This window comes from Marinactinospora endophytica (genome assembly GCF_054780875.1).
In genome coordinates, this window is the sequence record NZ_BAAGVM010000020.1 from 1 (window position 1) to 16,784 (window position 16,784).

Here is a 16,784-nt window from a genome sequence, read left to right on the forward strand (position 1 = left end):
GGTCCACCCCGCCCACGCGCACCACACCCTCCACCGGGTCGTACAACCGGGTCACCAGATGCGTCAACGTGGTCTTCCCCGCCCCCGACGGCCCCACCAACGCCACCATCTCCCCCGGCGCCGCCGAGAACGACACGTCACTGAGCACCTGGGTCTCGTCGGCCGTCTCGGTCGTGGGGGACAGCTCCAGGGACTCCAGCGAGGCCTCCGCGGCCGAGGGGTAGCGGAAGGAGACGTGGTCGAACTCGACCGACAACCCCTCCTCCGGCAGCGCGACGGCGTCCTCGCGTTCCTCGATCATGGGACGCAGGTCCAGGACCTCGAACACCCGGTCGAAGCTGACCAGCGCGGTCAGCACCTCGACGTGGACGTTGGACAGCGCCGTCAACGGCCCGTACAGGCGGGTCAGCAGGGTGGTCAACGCGACCAGCGTGCCCAGGTCGAACGCGTTGGTGATGACGAGCGTGCCGCCGACGCCGTAGACCGTCGCCGTCGCCAACGCCGTGATCAGGCCGATGAGGGTGAACAGCAGGGCGCTCAACGCCGTCTGGCGCACACCGATGTCACGGACCCGGGCGGCCCGATGGGCGAACCCCGCGTTCTCCTCATCCGGGCGCCCGTAGAGCTTGACCAGCATCGCGCCGCCCACGTTGAACCGCTCGGTCATCAGGGAGCTCATCTCGGCGTTGAGCCGCATCCCGTCGTTGGCGACCGTGGCCAGTCGCCGGCCGATGAGCTTGGCCGGCAGCACGAACAGGGGGACGAGGAGCAGCGCCACCAGGGTGATCTGCCACGACAGCGCGATCATCGTCACGATCACCGCGACGGTGCTGATCAGGTTGGACACCACCGACTGCAGGACCGAGGTGATCGCCCGTTGCGCGCCCACCACGTCGGTGTTGAGCCGGCTGATCAGCGAACCCGTCTGGGTGCGGGTGAAGAACGCCAGGGGCATGCGCTGCACGTGCGCGAACACCTGGGTGCGCAGCAGGTAGATGACGCCCTCGCCGATCCGCGCCGACAGCCATCGGCCGGTCAGCCCGAGCCCGGCCTCCGCGAGGGCCAAGAGCCCCACCACGAGGGCGAGCCAGGCGACCAGTGAGGTGTCGCCCGCGGCGACGCCCTGGTCGATGATCGCCTTGAGCAGGAGGGGGTTGGCCACCACGATCCCCGCGCTCAGCGAGGTGACCAGGAGGAAGAACAGGATCGAACGCCAGTGGGGGCGCGCGTATCCGGCCACACGTCGCAGGAGCCCGGGGGACAGGCGGGCGCCCTTGGCGGAACCGTCGTTGACCAGTGACCGGAACCCGGGCCGGCCACCCATCATCATCGCCATCTCGGACCACCCTTCTCGCCGCCGTGGGCGCGACGACGGCCACAAGGACACGGTCTCCCGAACGCGCGTGTCCGGGAGGGGGGACCGCCGTGCGCCCATACGGCGGGACGGGCGTGGCGGGGACGGTGCCGCGGTCCGGGCCGACCACCCGCGGGGAGCGTCGCTCAGGGGGGCGGGCTCACAGGGAGCGGGCGAGCTGACCCAGCATCGCCGTGGTGGAGCGCCCCTCGGTCAACGGCAGCTCCCAGTGCTCGGCGCCCAGGGCCGCGGCGCCGTGCTGCTTGGCGAGGGTGTGGGCGTCGCCCGCGGTGTAGGCCAACGCGGCGGGGCGCAGGGGACGCAGCAGTTCGGCGTAGTGCGCCCAGTCGGCCACCGCGGGGGGACCGGAGATGACGAAGACCCCGTCGACGCAGCGCAGGGCGGCCAGGAGCTCGGCGCGCTCGTCCTCGTGGTTGACCGGCCGGTGGGGACCCTTCCAGGCGCGGACCCGCTCGTCGGACTCCACGCCGACCAGGAGCGGCAACCCGCGTTCCCGGATGCTGGTCAGGAAACGAACATGCCCGACGTGCAGTACGTCGAAGACCCCGGTCACGACGACGGGGGCGGCCGTCGTCGACGGAGACACGAACCAGCTCAGCCTGAGCGAGGGCGTTCGGCCCCCCAACGGATCGGTCGTCGTCATCATCCACCCATCAGCCCGGCACGTGGTGGGCGTCTCCCGCCTGTTCACATGCGCGTCGCCTCGTCAGTCGGTTGGGGCGAGGGTCGCCCGATAAGTCAACATACTCGGAGGAGGTCTCATTCCTGAGTCTGACCCGGACGGCCCGGCACGAGCGAAAGGCTCCGTCCCGGTGAACTGGGACGGAGCCTTTCGAAGCGGAGCGGGCGACGGGAATCGAACCCGCACGACCAGCTTGGAAGGCTGGGGTTCTACCATTGAACTACGCCCGCCTGGCATCAGCCGCCGCGAGTTTCCTCTAGACTCGTGGAGCCGACGGAGACAAGAGTACAGTCTCCGGAGCGTTGGTTGCACCCGAACGGGTCTCCGGCGCGCGGTCCACGGGGAGTAGCGCAGCTTGGTTAGCGCGCATGCTTTGGGAGCATGAGGCCGCGGGTTCGAATCCCGCCTCCCCGACGAGCAGACTCGTGGCTCCGCGACTCCTTTTCGGAGTCTGTCGGCCGTGAGCCGCCGTGTGCCTGCCCTAGACTTGGCGTGATTAGCAACAATCCGTCGATCACGCCAGAGATCTAGCCTCTCGTGGCGCCCCGCAGTCGGCACCGGCCGGTCGTCGTTGTCCACGTCGTGGTCGTGTGTCGTGTCCTGTGCCGGGTCGTACCGGAAAACAGCCGGAAATCTAGGAGTACCGCCCCGTGAAGACCGATGTCGAGGAGCTCAGCCCGACCCGGGTCAAGCTGACCATCGAGGTTCCGTTCGAGGAACTCGACCACGCCTTCGACGTGACATACAAGTCGCTCGCCAAGCAGGTCCGGATCAAGGGCTTCCGCCCGGGGAAGGCGCCGGCCCGGCTCATCGACCGCTACATCGGCCGCGGCGCGGTCCTCAGCGAAGCGGTGAACCACGCGGTTCCCGAGCTCTACAACGAGGCCGTCCAGAAGGAGGACGTCTTCGCTCTCAGCCAGCCCGAGTTCGAGATCACCAAGCTCGAGGACGGCCAGGAGCTCGCCTTCACCGCCGAGGTCGACATCCGCCCGAAGTTCGAGGTCACCGACTACGAGGGCCTCGAGGTCACGGTCGACGACGCCGAGGTGACCGACGAGCAGGTCGACGACCAGGTGAACAACCTGCGCGAGCGTTTCGCCACGCTGACCGGTGCCGACCGTCCGGCGAAGAAGGGCGACCACGTCTCCATCGACCTCTCCGCCGCCATTGACGGCGAGAAGCTCGAGGACGTCCAGGCCAGCGGCGTCTCCTACGAGATCGGCACCAACACCATGCTCGAGGGCCTCGACGACGCCCTCGAGGGGTTGAGCGCCGGCGAGAGCGCGACGTTCGCCACCAAGCTCGTGGGCGGCGAGTACGAGGGCCGTGACGCCGACGTCACGGTCACCGTGCACAGCGTCAAGGTCAAGGAGCTCCCCGAGCTCGACGACGAGTTCGCCCAGCTCGCCAGCGAGTTCGACACCATCGAGGAGCTGCGCGCCGACGTCCGCTCCCGTATGGAGCAGGTCCGTCGCATCCAGCAGCTCTCCCAGGCCCGTGACCGCGCCCTGGAGAAGCTGGTCGACTCGATCGACATCCCGCTGCCCGAGAGCATCGTCGACGAGGAGATCACCCGCCGCCGCGACAGCCTGGAGCAGCAGCTCACGCAGAGCGGGCTGACCAAGGAGGCCTACCTCGAGTCGCGCGAGCAGACCGAGGAGGAGTTCGAGGAGGAGCTCACCAAGGGCGCCCGCTCCGCGGTCAAGGCCGGCTTCATCCTCGACCAGCTCGCCATCCAGGAGGAGCTGTCGGCCGGCAACGAGGAGCTCACGCAGTACGTCGTGGAGCAGGCCCAGCGCATGGGCGTCTCCCCCGACCAGCTCGCCCAGCACCTCGTCCAGTCCAACCAGATCCGCGTCGCCTACACCGAGGTCGTGCGGAGCAAGGCCATGGACCTGATCATCGAGAAGGCCAAGGTCGTCGACGAGTCGGGTAACGAGGTCAAGCAGGACGCGCCGGAGACCGAGGAGGCCGAGGAGGCCGAGGCCCCCGCCGCCGAGGAGACCCCGGAGCAGGAGAGCGCCGCGGAGACCGAGGAGAAGTAGCCTCCCACCTCGCACGAGGAACGTCGCGAGCCCCGTACCACCCCGCCAGCGGGTGGTGCGGGGCTCGCGTGCGTTCGCCCATTGCGGAATGTCCGGGTTGTTCGGGTAGAGCACCTGCGCTCAAAGCGAACAGGGCCGGGAACCGTGCGAGGAGAGCAGTGAAGCGCGTTAGTGTCGCAAGCGTCGCAACCGTTTCGATTCCGGAGCAGGTGACGAGAGTGCCGCCGACCTTCAATGAGTCCATGCGAATCGACGCCCGTACGGCCGAGTCGCCTCTTCCCCCGATGTTCGATCAGACGTCGCAGCGGCTGCTGCGTGAGCGGATCGTCTTCCTCGGCCAGCAGGTCGACGATGACATCGCCAACCGCATCGTGGGCGAGCTGCTGTTGCTGTCCGCCGAGGACCGCCAGCGGGACATCACCCTCTACATCAATTCCCCCGGTGGTTCGGTGACCGCCGGTATGGCGATCTATGACGTCATGCAGTACATCCCCAACGACGTGCGCACCGTGGGCATGGGGCTCGCCGCCTCCATGGGCCAGCTCCTGCTGTGCGCCGGTGCCCCCGGCAAGCGTTACGCGCTGCCGCACACCCGGGTCATGATGCACCAGCCCTCCGGTGGTATCGGAGGCACCGCCTCCGACATCCGCATCCTGGCCGACCAGCTCCTCTACGTGAAGAGGATGTTCCTGGACCGGGTGGCGCTGCACACCGGTCAGTCCCCGGAGCAGATCGAGAAGGACGCCGACCGGGACCGTTGGTTCACCGCCCAGGAGGCCAAGGAGTACGGCTTCATCGACGAGGTGCTGGCCGACACCCTGGACGTGACGACCGGGGGCCGGCAGTAGCCGACGGCCCGCATCGGTTCCCGACGGAGCAGTTCGTGTGGACATCCGCAGTGTGGAAGGCCAGAACATGACCCAGTACAACCCCAGCCTCTACGGTGGCGGGATCGCCCCGGCGGCTCCGCAGAGCCGTTACGTCCTGCCCTCCTACGTCGAACGCACCACGTACGGCGTCAAGGAGATGAACCCCTACAACAAGCTCTTCGAAGAGCGCATCATCTTCGTGGGGGTGCAGATCGACGACACGTCGGCCAACGACATCATGGCCCAGCTCATCACGCTGGAGCACCTGGACAGCGATCGTGACATCACGATGTACATCAACTCGCCGGGTGGGTCCTTCACCGCCCTGATGGCCATCTACGACACGATGCAGTTCGTCCGGCCCGACATCTCGACGATCTGCATCGGCCAGGCGGCCTCGGCGGCGGCGGTGCTCCTCGCCGGTGGCACCAAGGGCAAGCGGCTGTGCCTGCCCAACGCGCGGATCCTGATCCACCAGCCCGCGACCGAGGGCAGCTACGGCCAGGCCAGCGACATCGAGATCCAGGCGAACGAGATCATGCGGATCCGTAAGCAGCTCGAGGTTACGCTGGCCCGCCACACGGATAAGACCCCGGAGGAGGTGTCGCGCGACATCGAACGCGACAAGATCCTCACCGCGGAGGAAGCCAAGGAGTACGGCATCGTCGACGAGGTGCTGCCCTACCGCAAGTCCTCCGCGAAGTAGGGTCGCAACGACGAGGTCGTGAGGCGATGAAGAGGGCCGGCGTGGCACGCGCCGGAGGGGACGTGGCAAAGCCGGCCCTCTTCTTCGCTTAGGCTCGGAGGAACGACGCACAGATCATCCCGTCGGCTGGTCCGCGAGGAGCGCATATCCTGAAAAGCGGTAGCTTGCTCTCAGAGGGCTTGAGCGCTTTCGGATATGGGGAGGCCGGGTGCCTCCCTCCCGCGCCGCGCAGAGCGGCCCCGTAGCGGGGTGGCCTACGTTTTAAGGAGTAGCTGGGTGGCACGCATCGGCGACGGTGGAGACCTGCTGAAGTGCTCGTTCTGCGGCAAGAGTCAGAAGCAGGTGAAGAAGCTCATTGCCGGACCCGGCGTGTACATCTGCGATGAATGTATTGATCTCTGTAACGAGATCATCGAGGAAGAACTCGCAGACGCCACCGAGCTCAAATGGGACAGCCTCCCCAAACCGCGTGAGCTATACGAATTTCTTGATTCCTATGTAATCGGTCAAGAGCAGGCCAAGAAGGCGCTCTCCGTCGCGGTCTACAACCATTACAAGCGGGTCCAGTCCGAGGGGGACCGCCCCCGCGACGAGGACGTCGAGATCGCCAAGTCCAACATCCTGCTCCTGGGCCCCACGGGGTCGGGCAAGACCCTGCTGGCCCAGACCCTCGCCAAGATCCTCAACGTCCCCTTCGCCATCGCCGACGCCACCGCCCTGACCGAGGCGGGGTACGTCGGCGAGGACGTCGAGAACATCCTGCTCAAGCTGATCCAGGCCGCCGACTACGACGTCAAGAAGGCCGAGACCGGCATCATCTACATCGACGAGGTGGACAAGGTCGCTCGCAAGAGCGAGAACCCCTCGATCACCCGCGACGTCTCCGGCGAGGGGGTCCAGCAGGCGCTGCTGAAGATCCTCGAGGGCACCACCGCCAGCGTTCCCCCGCAGGGCGGGCGCAAGCACCCGCACCAGGAGTTCATCCAGATCGACACCACCAACGTGTTGTTCATCTGCGGTGGGGCGTTCGCGGGCCTGGAGAAGATCATCGAGTCCCGCATCGGCAAGCAGGGCATGGGGTTCAACGCGGTGCTGCGCACCAAGAGCGGTACCGACTCCACCGACCCGTTCTCCGACGTGATGCCCGAGGACCTGCTGAAGTTCGGGATGATCCCCGAGTTCGTGGGCCGGCTCCCGGTCATCACCAGCGTGCACAACCTCGACCGCGACGCGCTGATCCGCATCCTCACCGAGCCGCGCAACGCCCTGGTCAAGCAGTACCAGCGCCTGTTCGAACTCGACAACGTGGAGCTGGAGTTCACCGACGACGCCCTGGAGGCCATCGCCGAGCAGGCCATCATCCGCGGCACCGGTGCCCGTGGACTGCGCGCGATCATCGAGGAGGTCCTGCTGTCGGTGATGTACGAGGTGCCCAGCCGCGAGGACGTCGCGCAGGTCATCATCACCCGCGAGGCGGTGCTGGAGCACGTCAACCCCACGATCGTGCCACGCGCCAAGATCACCGACGAGCGCGAGGAGAAGAGCGCCTAGGCTCGCCTCTCCACTCCGATGCCCCCGGCCGTCTCACGGACGGCCGGGGGCATCGCGCGTCAGCGGGCCCCTCAGGAGTCCCGCTCGACGACCTCCCCGTTGCCGGCGTTGACGTCGACCGTCACGTCGTCGTCCACTTCGACCTGCCACACGAGCAGGCCCCCGTCCTCGCTGTCGATCTCGGCTCCGGTGGCCCGTCCACCACCGGTCTCGGCCAGGGCGGCGTCCACGGCCTGCTCAAGTGAGATGTCGGGGGTGTGGGCCTTGTCCGGGGCGGTGAACGGATCCTCGTCGTTCTCCGTCACCGCTCCGGTCGAGGCGTCCACGACCACCCGGTGCCCGTTCCGGCCCTCGATGAGGTCGACACGCCACTCCCGGCCGTCCTCGAGCTCGATCTCCTGCACCCGGCCCTCGGGGTACTGCTCCAGCGCCTTCTGGGCGGCGGCGAGGATGTCCACCCCGCCGCCGGGGGAGGGCGACCCTCCAGGGGTCTGGGCGGCTCCGGTGGTGTCCTCCGCGCCGGCCGTTGGCGTGGCCTGTGGGGTCTGATCGGCGGTGTCGTCGTCACCGCAGCCGCCCAGCAGCGTCAACGCCAGCACCGCCGCGCCGACGAGTCCCGTCCGTGTGTTCCGCGCTCCGCGCATTCTCCGGCTCCTCTCCCTCGGTGGTCGCCTACGCTGTCTCCCGCTTCCCAGGAGGGAGGTGTCGATGCCTTGGCGGACCGAGGAACAGGTGGAGCCGGGCGGTCAGACGACCGGGGCCGGCGGTCCCAGCCGCAACGTGATGCGGGCGCCGGCGGGCGACTCGGCGGAGAAGGACCCGCCGGAGGACTCCGCCGCCCTGCGGGCGATGTCGATGCCCAGACCGCTGGAACCGGCGCCGCTGTGGCCACGCTCGGTGGCGGCCTCGGGAAGGCCGGGGCCCTCGTCCTCGACCACCAGGATCGCCCCGCCCTCGGCCAGGGCGCTCAACCGGACCGAGAACGCGGTGCCCTCGGGGGTGTGCGCGAACACGTTCCCCAGCAGCGCGTCCACGGCGGACTCCAGCTCGTCGGCCGCCAGGCCGACCATGAGGGGACGGTCCGTCAGGTCCGCGTCCAGCCGCCGCTCCTGGTCCTCGGCGAGCACGGTCCAAAACTCCACCCGGTCGCGCACGACCCGTGTCGCGTCGCAGCGCCCGCCATCGGCGGCGGGACGGCGGGCGTCGTTGATGCTCTGGGTGACCGCGCGCTCCAGCGCCGCGATGGAGGACTCCAGCCGTTCACGGTCATCGGGGTCGCGCAGGGACTCCGCGTCCAGTTTGAGCGCGGTCAACGGTGTGCGGACCCGGTGGGACAGGTCGGCCACCCGTTCGCGTTCGCGGACCAGCAGGTCGCTGATGCGCGCGGCGAGGGTGTTCAACGTCGCCGCCACCGCCTTGATCTCGGCCGGTCCCTTGGGCTTGGCCTGCGCGCTCAGGTCCCCTTCGCCGAGTCTCCGTGAGGTGTCGGCGAGCTCGTCGATGGAGCGGACCAGCGAGTGGGCCAGCCGGTCGGCCACGAGCAGGCTCATCAGGAGCAGGGCGACCCCCAGCAGGGCGAGGATCAGCCACGCCCGGTACACCCCGGCCCGCAGGTGCTCCTCGGCGACGTAGACACGGGTCACCGACGTGCCGTCGCGCGCGCCGACGCTGAACAGCACCTCGATCCCGCCGTCGGGAAGTTCCACGTTGAGCGTCTGGCCCCTGCGGGCCAGGCGGACCGCGTCCGACTCGGGGGCCGGTTCCCCGATCACACTGCCGTCGGGGCGGTACACCGTCACGGGGAACGGCTCGCTGGTGTTGGTCTTCTGCACGACCTGACGCAGGGCGTCCTCGTTGCCGGTCGCCGCGAACACGCTCAGCGTCCGGGCCTCCAGCGACGCCGAACTGAGGGCGCGGTCATAGGCCACCCGCTGGACCAACAGGGCGAGCGGGACCAGGAAGGCGACGAGGATCAACGATGTCGTCGCGCCGACCAGCAGGGTGAGACGTCTTCTCATCGTTTGCCGCCCTCCTCGCCGTCACGCGGTGCGGAGAGCTTCACCCCCACACCGCGCACGGTCTGGAGGAAGCGGGGACGTTGCGCGGTCTCGCCCAGCTTGCGGCGCAGCCACGACAGGTGGACGTCCACGGACTTGTCCGCTCCCCCGTAGGGGACCTGCCACACCTCGGTGAGCAGTTCCTTCTTCGATACCACCTGACCGGCCCGCGCCGCCAGGTAGTGCAGCAAGTCGAACTCCTTGGGGGTGAGGTCGAGCTGGCGTCCCTCCAGGGTCGCCTCACGTGACGCGGGATCGACCCGCAGCTCGCCCACGGTCACCGATTCGTCGCCGCTGGAGTCGCTGCCCAGTCGGCGCAGCACCGCCCGGATGCGCGCGTCGAGCTGCGCCGCGCTGAACGGTTTGACGACGTAGTCGTCGCCGCCCGCGTCCAGCGCGCGGACGATCTCGGCCTCGTCGTCGCGGGCCGTGGCCACGATGACGGGGACCCGGGAGACCGCCCGGAGCATCCGGAGCATCTCCAGCCCGTCGAGGTCGGGCAGTCCCAGGTCGAGAACAACGAGGTCGGGACGGGCGTCGACGGCTTCGCGCAGGCCGGACATGGCGGTCGGGGCGGAGGAGACGGCATGCCCGCGTTCACCGAGCGCGCGGGAGAGGGAGGAACGGATCGTGGGGTCGTCTTCGATGAGCAGTAGCTGGGCCACGCTGTGAACGTTAACGAATGCGCGAAGCCCGCAGGCCCTCTGAAAGGTGCAGATAGTGGGGCCTTAACCCTGTGTTAGGGGTGCTCTTGGCACAGTAGGACCATGAAGCGTCAGTCCCTCTTCGCCGTCGGCGGCTGGCTGGCCGCGGCCGTCGTCGCCGTCGGGGTCGGCATCACCGCGGTGAACCTGCTCGGCACCGGCATCACCTCCGAGTCCGCGGAACCGCTGTCCCAGGCCAGCGTGGAACAGCGCCTGGAGGCCGAGGCCGCGCCGGGGAACGGTGGTCCCTCGACCGAACCGCAGCCCAGCCCCTCGGAGACGGGAGGGACCGCGGACCCGCCGGAGGGGGCCCAGCGCAATCCCGACGCGCCTTCGAACAACCGGGTCGAGATCCTCGAAAGCACGGCCGGAACGGTCGCGGCCAGCTGCTCCGGCACCACCGCGGTGCTCGAATGGTGGGCGCCGGCCCAGGGGCACACGGTGGACGACTACGACGACGGTCCGGCCCCCCAGGTGTGGGTGGAGTTCGAGGGGACCGAGGACGACGTCGAGATGACGATCCACTGCGCCGATGGCAAGCCGGCCCTGGCACCCCAGGGAGACGACGACGGTGACGACGACAGCGACGACTGATCGGCGCAGCCGCGGGTCCGCGGGGAGCCGGCCTAGTCGGAGACGACCTCGGCCATGCGCTCGATCTCGGCCCGCTGCTCGACGATGACGTCGGAGGCCATCTGGTTGACCACGGGGTTCTCGCCGTCGCCGAGCACCTCTTCGGCCATGCTGATCGCGCCCTCGTGGTGCGCGGTCATCAGTTCCACGAACAGCTCGTCGAACTCCCGGCCCTCGGCGGCCTCGAGTTCGGCGAGCTGGTCGGGGGTCGCCATGCCGGGCATGTCGGCGTGGTCCACCGGCGCGCAGACTCCCCCGTGGTGGGAGTCCTCGCCCTCCAGGCCGCAGTAGTCCTGGTGGGCGGGGTTACCGCGGGCGGGGCCGTGGACGTTGATCTCCAGCCAGCTCTGCATCGCTTCGATCTCGGGCCCCTGGGCGGCGGAGATGCGGCCGGCGATCCCCTCGATCTCCTCGAGCCGGGCCCGCCCCTCCACCAGAGCGGTCATCTCCAATGCCTGTTCGTGGTGGGCGATCATCTTGCGCACGTACTCCACGTCGGCCTCGTTGTGTCGCACGCCGGCGGTGGCGTCGGCGATCTGTTCCTCGGTGGCGGGAGAGGCCGACTCCCCGGGGGCCCCGGGAGCGAGCACCGGGGTGCCGTCGGACACGGGAGGAGTCTCCTGGGCGCAGGCGGACGCGAGGACCACCAGGATGGTTCCTCCTACCACGGCAAGCCAACGCCGCATGGGTGCTCCTTCCGTCGGGTGGGCCGGACGCCCATGGGAACGCCCGTCGGCGCCTGTCTACTCACTTGAGCGGCGTCCTGTCCAGTACCGGTCTCCCCCGGAACCGGTGACTGTATGTATTTATGACGTTTGATCTGCGTTAATAGCTGAGTGAGTGGTTTTAGTGATTCTCAACCTCTATGCAATGGTCGATGCCGCTATGTATCTTCGCGGTATTTTCCGGTGTGCATCGGAAGAGGAGAGCACATGCCGACATCCCCCGGGCCGTCCACAGGACGCGCGCCCCGGACCCGAGGGCTCTGGCGTACCGGCGCACTCGCCGGTGCGGTGACCCTGGCGTTGACCACCTCGCTCGGCGCCGTTCCCGCGGCCGCCGATGAGCTTCCCGGCATCGGTGAAGTCGTGATGAGCGACAACATCACCCATGTCGCGAACGTCCCCAAGCCCGCACCGTTCGACACTCAGGCCGCTTACAACACCGATCTCGCCTTCACCGGTGACTACGTCATCGACGGCAATTACAACGGTTTTGTCATTTACGACATCTCCGACCCGACCGAGCCCGGCATCGTCAGCAAGGTGCTGTGTGAAGGGGGACAGGGGGACATCTCCGTCAGCGGGGACCTGCTCTACTTCTCCGTCGACTATCCCCGGGCCGACGAGAACTGCGGAAGCCCGGCGAGCAACGCCGGCAACGCCGACGCCTTCGAGGGCATCCGGATCTTCGACATCTCCGACAAGAGCGCACCGCAGTACGTGGCCGCCGTGCGTACGGACTGTGGTTCGCACACCCACACGCTGGTTCCCGGCGAGGACGGCAAGACCGACTACCTCTACGTCTCCTCCTACGCTCCCTCGGCGAACTTCCCGAACTGCCAGCCTCCGCACGACAAGATCGCGATCATCGAGGTGCCGCTCGACGACCCGGCCTCGGCCGCGATCGTCAACGAGCCCGTCCTGTTCCCGGACGGCGGCAACCACGACCAGCCCGGCCTGTCCCGGCCGACCCAGGGCTGCCACGACATCACGGTCTACCCCGAACGCGACATCGCCGCCGGCGCCTGCATGGGTGACGGAATCCTCATGGACATCAGCGACCCGGTCGAACCGGTCGTGGTGGAGAGGGTGCAGGACGAGAACTTCGCGTTCTGGCACTCCGCGACCTTCAGCAACGACGGCAAGAAGGTGATCTTCACCGACGAGCTCGGTGGCGGGGGCGCGGCGACCTGCACCGATCAGACCGCACCGGAACACGGGGCGAACGCGATCTTCACCCTGAAGGGCAGGATCGGTCCGGGAGCCAACGACCCGGAGCTGAACTTCGCCGGGTACTACAAGATCCCGCGTCTGCAGGGCGCCAACGAGAACTGCGTCGCGCACAACGGGTCGCTGATCCCCGTCCAGGGCAAGGACTACTTCGTGCAGTCGTGGTACCAGGGCGGCGTGTCGATCATCGACTTCAACAACCCGGCCCGGGCCAGGGAGATCGGCTACTTCGACCGTGGCCCGCTCTCCGAGCAGCTCAGCATGGGCGGTTCCTGGTCGGCCTACTACTACAACGGCTACATCTACTCCTCCGACATCCAGAAGGGACTGGACGTCTTGAAGGTGGAGGACCGACGCCTCAAGCAGGCGGAGAAGGTGGAGTACACCGAGTTCAACCCGCAGACCCAGCCCCACTACAAGCCGGGTAGAGGGTAGGACCCGAGTCCGTTGAGCGTGGCCCGCCGTCCCGGAGACGGCGGGCCACGCCGCGTCGCACCCACCTCCAGCGGGCCGGACGGGGCAGCCGCGGACCAGGACATAGACTCGGAGTGGATCTCCACCGACCTCGACCTTCGGAAGACCGTGACCTCGACCTCCGACTACGCAGCCGTCGAAGCGGCCATCATGGCCCGCGCCGGCGAATCGCTCATCCATCCGACGCTGGACCGTATCCGCGCGCTGATGGACCTCCTGGGCGAGCCACAGCGCAACTACCGGACCATCCACGTGACCGGGACGAACGGCAAGACCAGCACCGCGCGCATGATCGACGCGCTGCTGCGCGAACGGCACCTGCGCGTGGGGCGCTACACCAGCCCGCACCTGACGACCATCCGAGAACGGATCGTCATCGACGGCGAGCCCATCTCCGAACAGCGTTTCGTCGAGACCTACACCGACATCCTGCCCTACGTGGAGATGGTGGACGCCGGCAACGAGGTCCCCCTGTCGTTCTTCGAGATCCTCACCGCCATGGCCTACGCGGCCTTCGCCGACGCGCCGGTGGACGTGGCGGTCATCGAGGTGGGCCTCGGAGGCACCTGGGACGCCACCAACGTCATCGACGCCGACGTCGCGGTCATCACCCCGATCGGCCTCGACCACACCGACTACCTGTCCGACACCGTCGAGGGCATCGCCGAGGAGAAGTCCGGCATCATCAAGCCGGGCTCCGTCGCGGTCCTGGCCCAGCAGCAGGTCGCGGCGGCCGAGGTGTTGTTGCGCCGTGCCGTCGAGGTCGACGCGCGGGTGGCCCGGGAGGGAATGGAGTTCGGCGTCGTCCACCGTGACATCGCGGTGGGCGGTCAGCAGCTCGACCTCAAGGGCCTGCGCGGCTCCTACGAGGGTGTCTTCCTGCCGCTGTTCGGCGAGCACCAGGCGAACAACGCCGCGGTGGCGGTCGCCGCGGTCGAGGCGTTCGCCGCCCCGAGCGACGGTGACGAGCAGCTCGACACCGAACTGGTGCGCGCCGCCCTGGGCGGTGTCAGCTCGCCGGGCCGTCTGGAGGTCGTACGGCGTAGCCCCACCGTGCTCGTCGACGCCGCGCACAATCCGGCCGGCATGGCCGCGACGGTCCGCGCGGTGGAGGAGGCGTTCACCTTCACCCGGCTGGTGGGGGTCGTCGCCATCATGGCGGACAAGGACATCGAGGGCATTCTCGGTCCGCTTGAGCCGGTGCTCAGCGAGGTCGTGGTCACCCGGAACTCCTCGCCGCGCAGCCTCGCGCCGGAGGAACTCAAGCAGCTCGCCGAGGAGGTCTTCGGCGCCGAACGGGTCCATCTCGCCGGACGGCTCGACGACGCGATCGACCTGGCGGTCACGCTGGCGGAACAGACGGGGGAGTTCGGCGGGGCGGGTGTGCTCATCACCGGTTCCGTGGTCACCGCCGGGGACGCCCAGCACCTGTTCAAGGGCGCTTCCGGCGGCCCCTCCGCGTCCTCTGAGAGGCAGTGAAGTTGCGTACCATCTGCGCCGTCGTCCTGGCCTTCGAGGTCATCGTCATCGGGCTCGCGGTTCCCGTCGCGATCCAGATCAGCGACCATCCCCCGGCCCTGGCCGGGGGCGTCTGGGGTGGCCTGGCCTTCGCCGCGCTGGTGCTGGCCTTCCTCCAGCGCCGCCGCTGGGGGTTCTACGCGGCCTGCGTCCTGCAGGGGCTTCTCCTCCTCAGCGGTTTCCTGGTCGACGGGCTGCTCTTCCTGGGGGTGGTGTTCGTGGGACTGTGGGTGGCGGGCGTGCTCCTGGGGCGACGCACCGACGCGATGCAGGCGGCTTACGCGGCCCATCAGGCAGGTCAGGCGGCGGCTTCGGGGCCGTCCGTAACCGGCGAGCCCGGTGCTCCACGTCCTTCCTGACCCTTTCCGCGGCGGAGCGGGATCCCTTGTCACGCGGGTGGTGTGGGGGCGGAGCCGATAGGGTGTCGCACGGCCGGAGGTGGGTTCCCGCATTGGGAAGTATCGAAACCCCCGAATCCACGCATCGACGTCTACCTGCCGAGGAGAGAACCATCGTGGAGCGCACCCTTGTCCTGATCAAGCCCGACGGCGTGCGACGCAACATCATCGGTGACGTGATCGCGCGCATCGAGCGCAAGGGCCTGAAGATCACCGCCATGAACATGCGCACGCTCGACGCCGACACGGCCAAGGCCCACTACGAGGAGCACGCCTCCCGGCCGTTCTTCGAGTCGCTGGTCGAGTTCATCACCGGCGGGCCGCTCGTCGCGATGGTCGTCGAGGGGGAGCGCGCGGTCGAGGCCTTCCGCGCCCTGGCCGGAGCCACCGACCCGGTGGCGGCGGCCCCCGGCACGATCCGCGGCGACTACGCCCTAGAGGTCCAGCAGAACATCGTGCACGGTTCGGACTCCACCTACTCCGCCGAGCGCGAGATCAAGCTCTTCTTCCCCGAGCTGGCCTGATCGCCCGGCTTCGGTGGGGGTTCGGCGTGCCGCGGCACGCCGAACCCCCACCGAAGGACCCGCCGCCATCGCGATTACGTCCTCTCGCGGTGACCCAATCGGTGTGTTTGCGTAACGATGCAACTGCTGAGCGTTACGATACGGGTAACTCGATCCGCTTCCATGCTGATCGGCACCGTATCGACCGCCCCGGGTAGGCAGCACCCGATTGGCGCCGCTGAGGACGTTTCATGACCAATAACCTTGCTTTTCTCGGCCGTGACATGGCGGTCGATCTCGGTACGGCGAACACGCTGGTGTATGTGCGAGGTCGGGGAATCGTTCTCAACGAGCCCTCGGTCGTCGCCCTGAACACCTCGACCGGCAAGATCGTCGCCGTCGGCATCGACGCCAAGCAGATGATCGGCCGTACGCCGAACAACATCATCGCCGTGCGCCCCTTGAAGGACGGCGTCATCGCCGACTTCGAGATCACCGAGCGCATGCTGCGCTACTTCATCCAGAAGATCCACCGACGACGCCACTTCGCCAAACCGCGCATCGTCGTGGCCGTTCCCAGCGGCATCACCTCCGTGGAGCACCGTGCCGTCAAGGAGGCCGGGTACCAGGCCGGAGCACGCCGCGTCTACATCATCGAAGAGCCCATGGCCGCCGCGATCGGCGCCGGACTGCCCGTGCACGAACCGACCGGCAACATGGTCGTCGACATCGGCGGGGGCACGACCGAGGTCGCCGTCATCTCCATGGGGGGAATCGTCATCTCCCAGTCCATGCGCCTGGGCGGGGACGAACTCGACCAGGCGATCATGTCCTTCGTCAAGAAGGAGTACTCCCTCATGATCGGGGAGCGCACGGCCGAAGAGCTCAAGGTCGCCATCGGCTCGGTCTACCCGACCGGAAGCGAGGAGCCGCACGCCGAGGTGCGCGGCCGCGACCTCGTCAGCGGGTTGCCCAAGACGGTGGTCCTGTCGGCGGCCGACGTTCGCCAGGCCATCGAGGAACCGGTCGCCACCATCATCGACTCGGTCCGGACGACGTTGGACAAGTGCCCGCCGGAGCTGTCCGGCGACATCATGGACCGGGGGATCGCCCTGACCGGGGGCGGGGCGTTGCTGCGCGGCCTGGACGAGCGTCTGCGGCACGAGACGGGGATGCCCATCCACATCGCCGACAACGCGCTCGATTCCGTCGCGATCGGTTCGGGCACCTGCGTCGAGGATTACGAGCGCCTCAACCAGGTGCTGGTCCCCGAACGGCGGCGATGAGCATGACGCCGATCCGATCCACCGAAACCTG

General features: G+C 68.2%; 16 protein-coding genes and 2 tRNA genes. 11 read left to right on the forward strand and 7 right to left on the reverse strand.

The window, feature by feature from the left end:
• From ACYVHU_RS25525 to ACYVHU_RS25535, 3 genes are all read right to left on the reverse strand, one after another.
• Window positions 1–1,327 (reverse strand): ABC transporter ATP-binding protein (locus ACYVHU_RS25525; RefSeq protein ID WP_498949743.1); only part of this gene is annotated, 1,327 nt, incomplete at its 3' end.
• A 187-nt stretch (window positions 1,328–1,514) separates the two neighbouring features.
• The gene (locus ACYVHU_RS25530; protein ID WP_432941679.1) at window positions 1,515–2,018 is read right to left on the reverse strand and encodes an adenylyltransferase/cytidyltransferase family protein; all 504 of its coding nucleotides are present in this window, start codon (window positions 2,016–2,018) and stop codon (window positions 1,515–1,517) included.
• A 198-nt stretch (window positions 2,019–2,216) separates the two neighbouring features.
• A tRNA-Gly gene (locus tag ACYVHU_RS25535) sits at window positions 2,217–2,287 on the reverse strand.
• A gap of 109 nt (window positions 2,288–2,396) precedes the next feature.
• On the opposite strand from ACYVHU_RS25535, the gene ACYVHU_RS25540 reads away from it, so the two are divergent.
• From ACYVHU_RS25540 to clpX, 5 genes are all read left to right on the forward strand, one after another.
• Window positions 2,397–2,471 (forward strand) — tRNA-Pro (locus ACYVHU_RS25540).
• A gap of 236 nt (window positions 2,472–2,707) precedes the next feature.
• Complete coding sequence (gene tig / locus ACYVHU_RS25545) at window positions 2,708–4,102, forward strand: trigger factor (RefSeq protein WP_078763040.1); 1,395 nt, start codon at window positions 2,708–2,710, stop codon at window positions 4,100–4,102.
• Window positions 4,103–4,386: 284 nt separating this feature from the next.
• Entirely contained in the window at window positions 4,387–4,950 is a 564-nt protein-coding gene (locus ACYVHU_RS25550) for a ClpP family protease (RefSeq protein WP_078763077.1), read from the forward strand.
• A 67-nt stretch (window positions 4,951–5,017) separates the two neighbouring features.
• On the forward strand, window positions 5,018–5,677 hold the full coding sequence (locus tag ACYVHU_RS25555) for an ATP-dependent Clp protease proteolytic subunit (RefSeq protein ID WP_078763076.1): 660 nt from the start codon (window positions 5,018–5,020) through the stop codon (window positions 5,675–5,677).
• A gap of 276 nt (window positions 5,678–5,953) precedes the next feature.
• Complete coding sequence (gene clpX / locus ACYVHU_RS25560) at window positions 5,954–7,228, forward strand: ATP-dependent Clp protease ATP-binding subunit ClpX (protein ID WP_078763039.1); 1,275 nt, start codon at window positions 5,954–5,956, stop codon at window positions 7,226–7,228.
• Between the two features lie 71 nt (window positions 7,229–7,299).
• Here the strand turns inward: clpX and ACYVHU_RS25565 are convergent, their stop codons facing one another.
• The 3 genes from ACYVHU_RS25565 to ACYVHU_RS25575 all read right to left on the reverse strand — a co-directional run bounded on the left by ACYVHU_RS25565 (window position 7,300) and on the right by ACYVHU_RS25575 (window position 9,950).
• On the reverse strand, window positions 7,300–7,872 hold the full coding sequence (locus ACYVHU_RS25565) for a PepSY domain-containing protein (RefSeq protein WP_078763038.1): 573 nt from the start codon (window positions 7,870–7,872) through the stop codon (window positions 7,300–7,302).
• Between the two features lie 102 nt (window positions 7,873–7,974).
• On the reverse strand, window positions 7,975–9,246 hold the full coding sequence (locus ACYVHU_RS25570) for a HAMP domain-containing sensor histidine kinase (protein WP_078763037.1): 1,272 nt from the start codon (window positions 9,244–9,246) through the stop codon (window positions 7,975–7,977).
• The gene (locus tag ACYVHU_RS25575) at window positions 9,243–9,950 is read right to left on the reverse strand and encodes a response regulator transcription factor (protein WP_078763036.1); all 708 of its coding nucleotides are present in this window, start codon (window positions 9,948–9,950) and stop codon (window positions 9,243–9,245) included. The genes ACYVHU_RS25570 and ACYVHU_RS25575 overlap by 4 nt, the downstream gene beginning before the upstream one ends.
• A gap of 102 nt (window positions 9,951–10,052) precedes the next feature.
• Here ACYVHU_RS25575 and ACYVHU_RS25580 point away from each other — a divergent pair, with 102 nt between their 5' ends.
• On the forward strand, window positions 10,053–10,583 hold the full coding sequence (locus ACYVHU_RS25580) for a hypothetical protein (protein ID WP_078763035.1): 531 nt from the start codon (window positions 10,053–10,055) through the stop codon (window positions 10,581–10,583).
• A 32-nt stretch (window positions 10,584–10,615) separates the two neighbouring features.
• Here ACYVHU_RS25580 and ACYVHU_RS25585 read toward each other — a convergent pair whose 3' ends face one another.
• Window positions 10,616–11,308 (reverse strand): DUF305 domain-containing protein, encoded by a 693-nt coding sequence (locus tag ACYVHU_RS25585; protein WP_078763034.1) that lies wholly within the window; start codon window positions 11,306–11,308, stop codon window positions 10,616–10,618.
• Between the two features lie 246 nt (window positions 11,309–11,554).
• Between ACYVHU_RS25585 and ACYVHU_RS25590 the strand changes: the two genes are divergently transcribed.
• From ACYVHU_RS25590 to ACYVHU_RS25610, 5 genes are all read left to right on the forward strand, one after another.
• Window positions 11,555–13,009: an LVIVD repeat-containing protein gene (locus ACYVHU_RS25590; protein ID WP_078763033.1), complete on the forward strand. Its 1,455-nt coding sequence runs from the start codon at window positions 11,555–11,557 to the stop codon at window positions 13,007–13,009.
• A gap of 189 nt (window positions 13,010–13,198) precedes the next feature.
• Window positions 13,199–14,527: a bifunctional folylpolyglutamate synthase/dihydrofolate synthase gene (locus ACYVHU_RS25595; protein ID WP_078763075.1), complete on the forward strand. Its 1,329-nt coding sequence runs from the start codon at window positions 13,199–13,201 to the stop codon at window positions 14,525–14,527.
• Window positions 14,528–14,529: 2 nt separating this feature from the next.
• Window positions 14,530–14,925, forward strand: coding sequence for a DUF4233 domain-containing protein (locus ACYVHU_RS25600; RefSeq protein ID WP_078763074.1), 396 nt, complete (start codon window positions 14,530–14,532; stop codon window positions 14,923–14,925).
• Window positions 14,926–15,080: 155 nt separating this feature from the next.
• On the forward strand, window positions 15,081–15,488 hold the full coding sequence (ndk, locus tag ACYVHU_RS25605) for a nucleoside-diphosphate kinase (protein ID WP_078763032.1): 408 nt from the start codon (window positions 15,081–15,083) through the stop codon (window positions 15,486–15,488).
• 230 nt (window positions 15,489–15,718) lie between these two features.
• Complete coding sequence (locus tag ACYVHU_RS25610) at window positions 15,719–16,753, forward strand: rod shape-determining protein (protein ID WP_078763031.1); 1,035 nt, start codon at window positions 15,719–15,721, stop codon at window positions 16,751–16,753.
• Window positions 16,754–16,784: the final 31 nt, after the last annotated feature.